This is a genomic window from Fibrobacter sp. UWB7 (assembly GCF_900142945.1).
Classification (GTDB): domain Bacteria; phylum Fibrobacterota; class Fibrobacteria; order Fibrobacterales; family Fibrobacteraceae; genus Fibrobacter.
On record NZ_FRCO01000004.1, the window covers coordinates 198,813 to 211,604 of the forward strand.

Consider the following 12,792-nt stretch of genomic DNA (forward strand, 5'->3'; position numbering starts at 1 on the left):
AAAATGAAAATTCCACAGGTTTCAGTTTTCGTTTCAAACCGCCCGGGCCGTCTCCAGGCTGTTTGCCGCTCGCTCGCTGATGCAGGCATCAACCTCCTCTCGCTCACGCTCGCCGATTCCGGCGAATTCGGCCTTATCCGCCTGATCGTGAACGATTCTGAAAAGGCTGTCAATGTCCTTGCCAAGGCTGGTCTCAGCGCAACCGTTACCGACGTTGTCGCATGCCCTGTTGCAGACAAGGTTGGCGGTCTTGCAGACCTTCTCGACGTTCTCGGCGACTTGCAGATTGACTACATGTACGCCTACCCGTCCGAATGCTCGACGGCAACGAACGTCATGATTCTTCGCTTTAGCGATACCGAAAAGGCGCTCAAGGTCTTGGAAGAAAAGAACTTCAAGACTCTCAGCACCACAGAAATGCTGGGCTAAAATCGCAAGTTGCGCAGTCTGTGCAAGTCAAACGCGCAGACGAGATGCGCGAATGCGCGGACTAAACTACGCACGCTATTGCAAACAAAAACAGCTAAACGGTTTCCCGTTTAGCTGTTTTATTATGGATTTCAGTTGAGTGAAACTACCTGAACACGGCGGTAACCGACGTGACTTCACCCGGGTTCACCTTGCGGGTCATATCCGTGACGCCATCGCTCCAGCCCGTGAACGTGCTGCCAGAATTTGCCTGAGCCGTAAGCGTGACCGGCACATCCCTGTAAAGCGAGACCGTCATCGAAGACTTATCCAGAGCAAGGCCATCCACGAGAATCGTGCCAGAGCCCTGCGCCGTAAACGTCATTTCAACCGGAGAAGAAAGCGTAAAGTACGATTCCATCTGTTCACGGACTTTCGCCTGACGCGTCTGGGCAAAGCTCTTTATCGTTTCCAAAGCGTTGCTCATGCTAGATGCATTATAGCCCCAGAATTCCTGATCGCGAGCCACTTCAGGTTCCACCTGCGACTGCAAATCGTTGATGCGCTTGAGGAGCCTATCCGCCGAGAAGTTCATCGAAAGGAGCACGCTAAAGCGGTTGATAAACGCATTCTTGAAGCCCTCGTTACTGAGCAAACGAATCATGAGAATCGTGTGCGGAGAAATAGAGCCGTTCGTCACCTGCTGTTGGCCACCGCCCATGCCTCCCATGCCGAAGCCCATTCCCATACCCATGCCACTTGTGCCGCTAGCATTCGTCACATAGCTGAACACGTTTCCGGTCTGGGTATTGTAAGACACGCCGAAGCCAAAGTCCGTATCGTACATGAACCATTTCCACTTTGTCTTCTGACTTGCGACACGCCACTTCTTCATATTGTTGTGCGGCCAGTCGCTATTGTTCAAGAACATTTCAGCCTGCATGTAATTCATGTAGTTGTCGACATCAACCTGGTCAGCAATCTTCTTGTAGTTTGCATCCGATTTCAAATCGTTGTTCTGCAACCAATCCAGCATAGATTTGTAATCCGCAGAAGAACCAACACTCGCTTCATCTGTACCGCTAGATGTTGTTGCAAGAAGGTCAATATCGTTCGGGTCATAGCCGTACTTGGTTTCATAATAGTATTCGTTATTGCGTTCGCGCAAATCGTGGATACCGTAATACTTGCCATTGTAATACACGATAACATAACGGCCACGCTGGTAATCAACGCCCAAGCCTTCCGTCATCGAAGTACCCACACGGTCGCGCACGTAATCGTCGCCGGAATTATTACCAAAGTTTCTGAGCGAGAAGGCCTTGAACTTCTTGAGTTCCGGATAATCCGGGAACAGCGTGTATTTCAGGCGCTTTTCGCCATACTCTTCGCGCAGCGTCACCGCAAAGGACTTCTTTTCTTTTGCGCGGCTGTACTGGCCAGAAATTTTGTAGTCGCCCATCACGCCAAATGCCGGAGCCTGCGGCTTGCCAGGTTCAAACATTTCCACATAAACCGGGAGTTCTCGGTTGCTCCAGAAGTTTGCGCCCTTCTTCGGGTCCATCATCGATGCATTATTACCCGTCATGTAAAGGCCGGAATCGGGGCTGAACATCGAAAGCGGATCCGTAGTCACAAAGAGTGCGGCAAGCGTGGGCTGCTTTTCGAAAACGTAAGTACGGATAATTTCTTCACTCGGATAAGAGCCACCGACATACGCACGGCAACGCAAAACCGTCGTAGCGCTAATCGTCACCGTAGTCTGCACTACCGGAGAATTTGTAGTCGGTTCAGCACCTCCCTGTTCGCAACGAGTACCTGCCGGGAATGTCGCCGTCACCGCAGACGTGTAGAAACCAGAAGGTGGAATGTTCACTTCGGCAACTTGAACTTGTTCTGCAAAGACCTCGCCTGCCGTATTGCCATAAGGCGACGGAGTTGCAAAGCCCCACTTGCCGGCACCATCACGAGACCAAGAAGCGGTCGTCGGAACAGCCCCAAAACGAACAGAATCCAGCAAAGCGCCTTCGGCATTTACAAAGTACAAAGCACCGCCATCCTTGTCCACCTTGAACGAAGCGTGCGGTTCATGGCCGCGATTGCGAGCAATGTACGACGTAATCTGAATGGTCGTCGATTCACTTCCCTGAGTTTCAGTTGCAAAAGTCGTTGCAGTCACATTATTGCGCTTGAGGTCCTTCGCATTATCATCGAGGCGAACATAGAACACCGATGACAAATCACCTGTACCGCGGAGATTCTTGCCGCTCCAATTGCTAAGCGAATCACCTTCCTTAAAGTTCACACGGATTTTGTGATTTTTGGTGATAAAGCCACGGACAACAAGCTGGTTGACCTTGCTAAGGCTAGACGCATTATTGGTCTTGACAACCACACGGGAGTAATCCCCCCCTTGGGCAACCTTCATCACAGACCCAATCTGGACAGAGCCATTTTCGCTAAAGCAGAGCGAAGACTTACCTTGCAAATTTTCGACATTGTTGCCAGATGAAGCAGCACCGGTATTGCCACCCATACCGCCCATGTTGCCGCCCCAGCCGCCGCCACCCCAGTTGCCCATTCCGCCACCGAAATCGCCAAAGTTAAAGCCGCCCATGCCACCCGATGCAGATTCAGAACTGCAATCCGAGCTCATCATATTAAGCGAATCAGAAGGCAAGACATAGTCAGGATAATTCTTGCCCGAAAGGAAAACGATCATGAAACTTTTGGCAGGAACAGTCGCATTGCCAAAGACCCAACGACGCGGATTAGACAAATCATCCGTAAGCGCATACCCATTCAAATTGACGGGAGCATCGGACGAGTTGTAAAATTCAACCCATCCCGGATCGTTACCGTCATTGTCCTTGAGATTTGCATTTGTCGGAGAAACTTCCGAGAAGAACACCGGGCTATTCCCTTCGAAATGCGGAATAACAGTAGCGGCGCTCGAAGCCGGCGGAACCTGCGCACTAGAAGAGAGAATACCTAATGCAGAAGAAGATGACTGCGCAACAGGAGACGACATTCCCGGAACACCCGCGGAGGAACCTCCCGGAATGCCAGCTGAAGAAAGTCCCGAAGCAAAAGACGAACTGGACCAACCGCCCAATTGACCGTCATTGGAATCGGAGCTAATTTCACCAATTCCCGGAGCCGCCATGCCAAAATCCGAAGGAGTCGAATCACCGCATGCGGATAAAACCAAACCAAAACTAATCCCAAATAACGCTACACCAGAAAAGTTTTTTTTCATGTCTGATCCCTTAGAATTGAGCGATACATTTTGAGCGCCACACCAATCCAATCCTTGAGTTAAGTATATATTTAGCCGCGTTGCAAAAGCCTCTTTTTTTAATTTCACGTTGTAAAAGGATTGAGCATTTGACAACACGCAAAAAAGCGGAACAAGGCGTTCCGTTTTACTATTTTTGTCGTGAAAAATTTTTAACAAAAACAGGATTTTACATGAATTTCAGCGACTTCAGCAAGGCGAGCCAACAGTTCAATCAGTTCAGCCCCGAGATGAAAGAACAGATGATGAAGATGGCAAAAGCCCGCGTTAAGGAAAAGTTACTCAAGTGGCTTGCGACACCGACATTCGTGCTGCTCGGAATTGTTCTCGGTGCAGTCATCGGCGCGCTCACCGCATGCTTCGGCGACATCAGCGACAGACTTTCTGCCATCCGCGATGCAAACCCATTGTACTTTATCCCCGCCCTCGCCATCGGCGGTGCCGCAATCGTGTTCGCTTATAAGAAATGGGGACGCTGGACGGAACGCGGCATGGACCAGGTCTTCGCCGTAGGACTCAACAAGGAATCTGACTTTCCGCTCGTCTCTATCCCGATGGCCGCTGTGAGCACTTGGCTTACGCAACTCTTCGGCGGAAGCGCAGGCCGCGAAGGTGCCGCCATGCAAATCGGCTCCGCACTCTCGTACAACATAAGTAAGAAGTTGCCGTTCGAAAACGCAGCACACATTATGCTCGTGACAGGGCTTGCCGCAGGCTTTGCAGGAATTTTCCAAGCCCCGATGGCAGCTACCGCATTTGCTTTGGAAGTTCTGCTCGTAGGGCACTTGGAGCTTGGCGCATTGCTCCCCGCCGCGGCAGCCGCATTCACCGCCTGCAAAGTATCGAGCATGCTCGGATTCCACAAGTTCAGCGTGGACTTGAGTTCGCTTCTCGATGCGAGCGGATTTTCGGCAAGCATCTTCACGAACGAAGGCGCACTCGACGGCAAGTTCCTCGTGAAGCTTGCGCTGATGGGCGTGCTCTTCGGAGTTGTCGGTGGCGGATTTGCAAAGCTCCTCGGACTCTCGCAAAACTTTTTTGCTAAGAAGTTCCCGAACAACATCAAGCGAATCGCCATTATGGGCGTTGGAATAAGCGCTTTGCTGCTCGTATTTTTCCAGGGCCGTTATGCAGGACTTGGAACAAACTTGTTGGATATGTGTTTTGCTTCTGCGAATGCTGCCGGTGATGCCGCGAATGCTGTTGGAACCGCCGCCGATTTAGGGAATGCTACGGGGAATGCCGCCGGGATTGCCGGGTATGACTGGATTCTGAAATTCGCACTCACAATCCTCACGCTCTCCGCCGGATTTATCGGCGGTGTCGTTACCCCGCTTTTCGCCATCGGCGCAACCTTCGGAATCTTCATCGCAAGCATGTTCGGAATGCCAGCCGCCCTCGCCGCAGCACTCGGCTTTGCAGCTGTGTTTGCAAGCGCTAGCAACACGCTCTGGGCCCCCATCCTCATCGCCGGCGAAATCTTCGGATTCAATTGCCTCCCCGCATTCTTCATCGTCTGCACAGTCGCCTACATTTGCAACGGCGGACAATCCATCTACAAGCAGAAGAAGATTAGGATAAAGATTTAAGAAAGACTAATGCTAAAGCGCCCCGCCAATGAGCGGGGCATTTTTGAATTCGATTTCAGCACGAAGTTCCATGACAAACTGGACAAGTTCTTCTTCGTTGATTCCTATTACTATTTCCCTAAGACTAGTCTCTGTTGTATATCCCTTGTTGTGGGTATAATCACCATTTTCTTGAATTCATTCTCATTAACCAATTCGGTATTAAGCTGAGAATCCAAAGAACCAACATAAATCTGAAATTCTGAAATTCTGAAATGGCGTTCATATAGTTTCTTTAATTTATAAATTTTTGCGGGCATAAGCAGTTAAGCCTCAAAAAAATCACACCGCCGTAAACGGCAACGATTCAGTGACACTATTTTAAAATTACTAGAATCGTACCACATCAATACATACTCCGTATAGGTATGATTTATCACACTTTTTTGCAGTCAGCTCAAGCTTTTTGTTAAAAAAAACATGTCATTTTTTTTCACTTTTTCCTATATTTTTTGTAGATTACCAAGAGACAAAATACAATAGAGGTCTTATGAACGAAACAATCAAATCCTTACTTTCACGTAGGAGCATCCGCAAATTCAAATCTGACGCCGTGAGCAAGGAGCTCATTGCACAAGTCGCCGAAGCGGGCATCTACGCCGCAAGCGGCATGGGCAAGCAGGCCGCTACCGTGGTCGCCATCACGAACAAAGGACTGCGCGACCGCATCTCCGAAATGAACCGCAAGATTGGCGGTTGGGACGAGGGTTTCGACCCGTTCTACGGAGCACCTGTAATTCTTCTCGTCCTTGCGAAAAAAGAAATTCCGACCTACCTGTACGATGGTTCGCTCGCCATGGGGAATCTCATGAACGCCGCTTACAGCCTCGGGCTCGGCAGCATCTGGATTCACCGCGCCAAAGAAGAAGTCGAAAGCGACGAGGGCAAGGAAATTCTCAAGTCACTGGGCCTGAACGCTGACGAATGGGTTGGTATAGCTCACTGCGCTTTGGGTTATGCCGACTGCGAACAGCCCGCAGCACACCCCCGCAAGGAAGGCCGCATCGTCTGGGCGGAATAATTATCTGGCGGAGTAATTCAAGCAAATTAACTTTTAGAGCTGTTGCATTTTTGCAGCAGCTTTTTTAGCCCGGGGCGTTGCGGGGCGCGGCGATTGAGCGTCCCGCTCGAAGGGGTAGCGGAAGCCGAAAGGAGATTCCCGGTCAAGCCGGGAATGACATTCGGCTGAAGCGAGGGGAAGGCGTTCCCCCTCCTACCCTTTTTAATTGCTTTTTCAATTGCAATTCTCTCGTCTCTCGTCTTTAGTCTCTCGTCTATTTTACTAAATTGGCGCCCTTCGGGCGATTTAGTACGGCTCGGTCATGACAATTCGTGCAAGCACGATTGTCGCGGCGCTCGCCTTTTACTAAATTTGGCGCATTATGGAAATGGAAACTCGTTATAATCCGAAAATTGTAGAAGACCGTTGGCACGACCAATGGAACAAGAATAATGATTTTGCCCCGAGCGGAAAGGGCGAACCGTTCTCCGTCGTCATTCCGCCTCCGAACGTTACGGGTGCTCTGCACCTCGGCCACGCTCTGAACGACACGCTGCAGGACATTCTCGTCCGCTATCGCCGTAAGACTGGTCGCGACACGCTCTGGATTCCGGGCACGGACCACGCCGGCATTGCCACGCAGGCTGTCGTCGAAAAGAGACTTTTCCAGGACGAACACAAGACACGCCACGACATTGGCCGCGACGCCCTCGTGGAACGCATTTGGAAGTGGAAGGACGAATACGAAGCCCGCATCACGAAGCAGCTCAAGAGCCTCGGCGTCAGCTGCGACTGGAGCCGTCAGCGCTTCACGCTCGACCCGGTTTGCGCAAAGGCTGTCCGCCACGCATTCTTCAACCTTTTCAAGAAGGGTCTTATCTACCGCGGCAAGCGTCTCGTGAACTGGGACACCAAGCTCCAGACGGCTGTGGCAGACGATGAAATTTATTACGAAACTGTGAAGGGTCATTTCTGGACGTTCAAGTATCCGTTGGCAGACGGTTCGGGATTCATCCCGGTTTCGACCACGCGTCCGGAAACGATTATGGGCGATACGGCTCTCGCTGTGCACCCGAACGACGAACGCTACAAGCAGTTTATCGGCAAGATGCTCAAGGTTCCGTTCGTGAACCGCGAAATTCCGGTGATTGCAGACGCAATCCTCGTCGATATGGAATTCGGTACGGGTTCCGTAAAAGTGACTCCGGCTCATGACCCGAACGACTACGCTACGGGCCTCCGCCACAAGCTCCCGATGATCAACATCATGAACGACGACGGCAGCCTCAACGAAAACGCCGGTCCGTTCCAGGGGATGAAGGGCCAGGCTGCACGTGACGCCGTGGTGAAGGGTCTCGAAGACTTGGGCCTCCTCATCAAGGTCGAAGACCACGAAATGCAGGTGGGTCACTCCGACCGTTCCAAGACTGTGATTGAACCGTACTTGAGCGACCAGTGGTTCGTGAAGATGGACGTCCTCGCCGACAACGCGATGAAGGCTGTCACGAGCGGCGAAATCAAGATTATTCCGGAACGTTATGCCAACAAGTACCTCGACTGGCTCAAGGAAAAGCGCGACTGGTGCATCAGCCGTCAGCTCTGGTGGGGCCACCGCATTCCTATTTGGCACGCCGACGAAACGACGACCGAAGAGGATTTGAACAAGGCATTCGCAGGCCGTAACGACATTTACTATTACAAGGCACAGAACGGCATCTGGCTCATCTGCTCCGAAGAAGAAAACTTGAAGGAAGATGCAGTTGCCGGTCACAAGATTGTGCAGGAAGAAGACGTGCTCGACACGTGGTTCTCCAGTGGTCTCTGGCCGCACTCCACGATGGGCTGGCCGGAACAGACGGACACGCTCAAGAAGTACTACCCGACTTCCGTGCTTGTGACGAGCCGCGACATCATTACGCTCTGGGTCGCCCGCATGGTGCTCTTCAGCCAGGAGAACATGGGCACGGTTCCGTTCCACACGGTGTACATCCACCCGAAGATTTTGGACGGCAATGGCATGACCATGAGCAAGTCCAAGGGCAATGGCGTGGACCCGATGGATATCGAAAAGAAGTACGGCACGGACGCTCTCCGCTTCGTGATGGCAAGCCTCTGCACCGACAACCAGGACGTTCGTCTCCCGGTGAAGAAGGAAAAGCAGGAAGATGGTTCTGTCATCAACACGAGCGAAAAGTTCGAAATTGGTCGTAATTTCTCGAACAAGCTCTGGAACGCTTGCCGCTTCTTGTTCCCGCACTTGGAACAGGCTGGCGCACTTTCCAAGGACATGCTCCCGATGGATTCTTCGATCTTCGCACTCGAAGACCGCTGGATTCTCTCTCGCTTGAACTCCACCATCCAGGACGCAACGAAGATGCTCGAAGAGTTCCACTTTGCTGAACTCGCCGGCTTCCTCTACCGCTTTGTCTGGGACGATGTCTGCTCCAGCTACTTGGAAATCAAGAAGGCCGTGATCAACAGCGAAACGCTCACCGCCGAAAAGAAGAACGCTATGGCCATCCTCAGCCACGTGCTCCGCGGCGTGATTGACCTGTTGCATCCGGTGATGCCGTTCATCACGGAAGAACTGAACGCAACGCTCTTCCCGGGTTCTGAACGCGTGATCAACAGCGCATGGCCGAAGGCTGACACAAGCCTCATCGACGCCAAGATCGAAGCCGCATTCAACCAGGCATTCGCTGTCGTGGAAAGCGTGCGTGGCGTGCGCGGTCGCTACAACGTAAGCCCGGCTACCAAGCTCAAGGCTGTTGTGAGCGTCGATACCGCCGAAACCGAAGCAAGCGTGAAGGACTGCCAGGCCATCATCACCGAACTCGGTGGACTTGAATCGTTCTCTGTAGCCGTGAAGGCCGCTAAGCCGAAGTTCAGCGCAAGCTCCGTGGTGCCGGGTGGCGAACTCTACATCCCGCTCGAAGGTATCCTTGACCCGGCTGCAGAAATCGCACGCCTCGAAAAGGAAATCGAAAAAGCCAAGGCATTCGCCGCTTCTATCGAGAAAAAACTTTCTAACCAAAAGTTTGTCTCAGGAGCACCGGAGGCCGTTGTCAATGCTGAACGTGTAAAGTTGGCTACTCAGCAGGATATCATCGCCAAAAACGAAGCGGCATTGAAAGAACTAAAGTAGCTCTCCAATGACAAATGCGTAGGGCGAGAGTCGCGGGCAAATTTATTTGCACATGACCGAGCCCAGCATTTGGTACTTGAGCGAAGCGAAAGTACCAAAGTTCGTCAATGGCGCTCCGGAAGCTGTCGTGAACGCCGAACGCACCAAGCTCGCTACACAGCAGGACATCATCGCTAAGAGCACAAAGGCTCTCGAAGAACTTCGCTAATAGCGAGCTCGCGCAATCGTCAAAAAAAGCTCTTTCATTTCAAGCCCCGACCAATAAGTCGGGGTTTTCTTTTTAAGCAACAAGTAACCAATAACTACTAATAATAAGCAACCGACCTCAATCTTTTTTTATATATTCACGCTTATGAAAGTTCTCGTTCACGATAGAGGTGTTTGCCTGGAATGCGCCGGCTGCGTCGGCGTGTGCCCCAAAATGGCGCTAGACATGTATGGTCTAGATTTGCAAATCGATCAGGAAAAATGCATCAAGTGCGGTCTCTGCACAAGAGCATGCCCCGCAGGCGCCCTCAAAATCCAGGAGTTGAACGATGTTCTGTAATAACGAATATGATGTCGTCGTCATTGGCGCAGGTCCCGGCGGAAGCGTAGCCGCCAGAAATCTTTCCCGTGCAGGCCACAAGGTTCTCCTTCTCGAAAAGCGCGAGAAGATTGGCTACCCTGTGCGCTGCGGCGAAGCGAGTACCAAGCTTTCGGACTTGCAGACCTACGGCCCGATTGACGAAGACTGTATCGAAACGATTATCAACGGACTTTATATTTACGGCCCGAACGGCGTGAACATCGACCTCGCGCAAAAGGGCACGGGCATCATGCTCAACCGCGAAAAGTTCGACCCGTGGCTCGCCCACCTCGCCGCAAATGACGGTGTAGAAGTCGTCACCCGCGCCCGTGCAGAATTTGTCGGAGATGTCGAAAGCGGAACCCGCCTCGTACGCGTGAAGCTCGGCGAAGGCGCCGGCGAAACGACCGGAGAAGTCCGCGCCAAGATGGTCATTGCCGCAGACGGTGTGGAAAGCCGCATCGGACGCCAAGTCGGTCTTGATTGCCTCCAGAAGCCTGCATTCACCTGCACCGGTGTCGATATCCAGGTGCAAGGAATCCTCACCAAGCCGGACTACCTCACATTCTGGCAAGGTCATGACTTTATCAACGACGGCTACATCTGGAGTTTCCCGAAGGTCAAATCCAACGTCACGAACTTCGGCGCCGGATTTTTGATTTCGAACAATCACGGTTCAAACGTCTTGGACATCACGATGGAATGGCTCTACAAGCTCTTCCCGGGAGCGCAAATCAATCACGTTGTCGGAGGCGTCATTCCCGTCTCGAGCGTTCTGAAAGATTACACGCTGGACCGCTTTGCCCTCGTTGGCGACGCCGCCCATCACACGAACCCGCTTACAGGAGGCGGCATCGCGGCCGCCATGCGCGCCGGACGGTTCTGCGCCCAGACCGTCCATGAGGGCTTCGAATGCGGTAACTTAAGCAAGGAATTCCTCAAAACGTACGAAAAGCGCTGCTACGATTACTTTGGTCGCATGCACGACTTTGAATACAAATTCCGCCGTTTCCTCTTGAACGTCAACAAGGACGAACAGACAGAACTCTACAAGGTTCTCCAGAACTTCGCAAAGCACGGCTGCAAAAAGCGCGCCTTCTTGCAAACGCCTGTTTCCTCTGCGAAAATGCTTTACAAGTTCTTAAGGTTCAAGTAGCCCGCGCGTTTCCGCACATTCCGCGCACTTGCTACGCGCACTCATACATTCCGCGCACTTGTCATGCCCCGCACCGACGTCTTTGACTACTTGCAGCTATGCAGCTTAGTAGTCATGATCCGCGTATGGGGAGGGCATCTCCTTTTCTAGCCAAAAGCCGGTTTAACCCGGCTTTTTTGCGATTTTATGCTACTAAATTGCAGTTTTCACAATTTTAGTAGCATGTTTTCTACTTTATCTATAAAATTTTAATCTGCGTTCTGCAGTTTCATGCTACTAAATTCGTTTTTTTCAACTTTTTGTAGCACGCCAAACCCAAACAACCCCGAATTTTCACCCCAAAAACTTAATTTATCTAAAAATTATGCTACTAAATTAAGGATTTTCGAGTTTTAGTAGCACATTTTTGCAAAAGCGCCCCTAAAAAAAATCCCGCAGCACTCGCCACGGGATTCTCGAAAAGACTCATCTAATTAAAGATCAACAACTTCAGTCCAGCCGAACGGATCTTCAGCTTCACCGAACTGGATTGCCGTATACTTGTTGAAAAGTTCCGTGCAAACCGGACCCGGATTCACGCCGTCACCGTAAGTGAATTCCTTGCCAGCGACCGGATCCACAATCTTCTTGATCGGGGTAATCACGGCAGCCGTACCGCATTCAGCCGTTTCGCTGAATTCAGCAAGTTCTTCGAACGGAACCTGGCGACGTTCCACAGTGTAGCCGAGGTATTCAGCCAACTGCTGCAAGCTCTTGTTCGTAATAGACGGCAAGATGGATTCGGACTTCGGGGTCACGTAGGTCTTGCCCTTGATGCCGAAGAAGTTTGCCGGACCGCATTCGTCGATATACTTCTTTTCCTTTGCATCGAGGTAAATCGTGCTGGAGTAACCGAGCTTCTTGGCTTCAGCAAGAGACTGGAGGCTAGCAGCGTAGTTGCCACCGACCTTCACCGTACCCGTACCCTGCGGAGCAGCGCGGTCGTAGTTGCGGCTGATCATCATGTCCACCGGCTTGAACCCGTCCTTGAAGTACGGACCCACCGGAGTCACAAACATCATGAGCAAATATTCATCAGCCGGCTTCACACCCACTTCCGGGCTCATACCAATCAGGAGCGGACGGATGTAGAGCGTTGCGCCATAACCATAAGGCGGAACAAAGCGCTTGTTCAATTTCACCACAGTGTGGACCATTTCGCGGAAAAGTTCAACCGGCGGAACAGCCATCAAAATTCGGTTGGCCGTATTCTGCATACGCTTAGCGTTTTCTTCGACGCGGAAAATACGGACCTTGCCATCCTTGCCCGTGTAAGCCTTGAGGCCTTCAAAACCTTCCTGGCCGTAATGCAAGCAAGTAGCGGCCATATGGATGCTGATGTCCTTGGAAGAAGATACTTCAATCTTGCCCCATTCACCATTGCGGTAGTAGCAGCGGACATTGTAATCGGTATCGTAATAACCGAAGGGGAGCGTCTTCCAATCGACAGTATTCAAATCAACTTGCATAGTATTAACCTTTTTTGCAAATGTGCATATTTAAAGGTATCATTCGGTACCGCTTGAAAAATACAATTATAAACGCCCTTT

9 protein-coding genes are annotated in these 12,792 nt (G+C 51.5%); 7 read left to right on the plus strand and 2 right to left on the minus strand.

The window, feature by feature from the left end:
* Positions 1 to 3 precede the first annotated feature (3 nt).
* Positions 4 to 429 (plus strand): ACT domain-containing protein, encoded by a 426-nt coding sequence (locus tag BUC30_RS12500; RefSeq protein ID WP_015732209.1) that lies wholly within the window; start codon positions 4 to 6, stop codon positions 427 to 429.
* Positions 430 to 574: 145 nt separating this feature from the next.
* Here BUC30_RS12500 and BUC30_RS12505 read toward each other — a convergent pair whose 3' ends face one another.
* Positions 575 to 3,667, minus strand: a complete 3,093-nt coding sequence (locus BUC30_RS12505) for a CotH kinase family protein (protein WP_244536635.1) — start codon at positions 3,665 to 3,667, stop codon at positions 575 to 577.
* A 212-nt stretch (positions 3,668 to 3,879) separates the two neighbouring features.
* On the opposite strand from BUC30_RS12505, the gene BUC30_RS12510 reads away from it, so the two are divergent.
* From BUC30_RS12510 to BUC30_RS12540, 6 genes are all read left to right on the plus strand, one after another.
* Positions 3,880 to 5,295, plus strand: a complete 1,416-nt coding sequence (locus BUC30_RS12510) for a chloride channel protein (RefSeq protein WP_083555850.1) — start codon at positions 3,880 to 3,882, stop codon at positions 5,293 to 5,295.
* Positions 5,296 to 5,824: 529 nt separating this feature from the next.
* A complete protein-coding gene (locus BUC30_RS12520) occupies positions 5,825 to 6,355 on the plus strand; it encodes a nitroreductase (RefSeq protein ID WP_073425172.1) in 531 nt (176 codons plus the stop codon).
* A 361-nt stretch (positions 6,356 to 6,716) separates the two neighbouring features.
* On the plus strand, positions 6,717 to 9,479 hold the full coding sequence (locus tag BUC30_RS12525; RefSeq protein WP_073425173.1) for a valine--tRNA ligase: 2,763 nt from the start codon (positions 6,717 to 6,719) through the stop codon (positions 9,477 to 9,479).
* Between the two features lie 52 nt (positions 9,480 to 9,531).
* Entirely contained in the window at positions 9,532 to 9,687 is a 156-nt protein-coding gene (locus BUC30_RS15915; RefSeq protein WP_139260846.1) for a hypothetical protein, read from the plus strand.
* Positions 9,688 to 9,831: 144 nt separating this feature from the next.
* Complete coding sequence (locus BUC30_RS12535) at positions 9,832 to 10,026, plus strand: 4Fe-4S dicluster domain-containing protein (protein ID WP_073425175.1); 195 nt, start codon at positions 9,832 to 9,834, stop codon at positions 10,024 to 10,026.
* Positions 10,016 to 11,203, plus strand: a complete 1,188-nt coding sequence (locus tag BUC30_RS12540) for an NAD(P)/FAD-dependent oxidoreductase (protein WP_073425176.1) — start codon at positions 10,016 to 10,018, stop codon at positions 11,201 to 11,203. The genes BUC30_RS12535 and BUC30_RS12540 overlap by 11 nt, the downstream gene beginning before the upstream one ends.
* A gap of 473 nt (positions 11,204 to 11,676) precedes the next feature.
* On the opposite strand, the gene BUC30_RS12545 is transcribed toward BUC30_RS12540, so the two are convergent.
* Positions 11,677 to 12,741 (minus strand): branched-chain amino acid aminotransferase, encoded by a 1,065-nt coding sequence (locus BUC30_RS12545; RefSeq protein WP_254900049.1) that lies wholly within the window; start codon positions 12,739 to 12,741, stop codon positions 11,677 to 11,679.
* Positions 12,742 to 12,792: the final 51 nt, after the last annotated feature.

Excerpts from the sequence above, each read along its gene's own strand:
- BUC30_RS12540 (WP_073425176.1), top strand. The coding sequence starts at position 10,016 with ATGTTCTGTAATAACGAATATGATGTCGTCGTCATTGGCGCAGGTCCC.
- BUC30_RS12535 (WP_073425175.1), top strand. The coding sequence starts at position 9,832 with ATGAAAGTTCTCGTTCACGATAGAGGTGTTTGCCTGGAATGCGCCGGC.
- BUC30_RS12510 (WP_083555850.1), top strand. The coding sequence starts at position 3,880 with ATGAATTTCAGCGACTTCAGCAAGGCGAGCCAACAGTTCAATCAGTTC.
- BUC30_RS15915 (WP_139260846.1), top strand. The coding sequence starts at position 9,532 with ATGACCGAGCCCAGCATTTGGTACTTGAGCGAAGCGAAAGTACCAAAG.
- BUC30_RS12520 (WP_073425172.1), top strand. The coding sequence starts at position 5,825 with ATGAACGAAACAATCAAATCCTTACTTTCACGTAGGAGCATCCGCAAA.
- BUC30_RS12525 (WP_073425173.1), top strand. The coding sequence starts at position 6,717 with ATGGAAATGGAAACTCGTTATAATCCGAAAATTGTAGAAGACCGTTGG.
- BUC30_RS12505 (WP_244536635.1), bottom strand. The coding sequence starts at position 3,667 with ATGAAAAAAAACTTTTCTGGTGTAGCGTTATTTGGGATTAGTTTTGGT.
- BUC30_RS12500 (WP_015732209.1), top strand. The coding sequence starts at position 4 with ATGAAAATTCCACAGGTTTCAGTTTTCGTTTCAAACCGCCCGGGCCGT.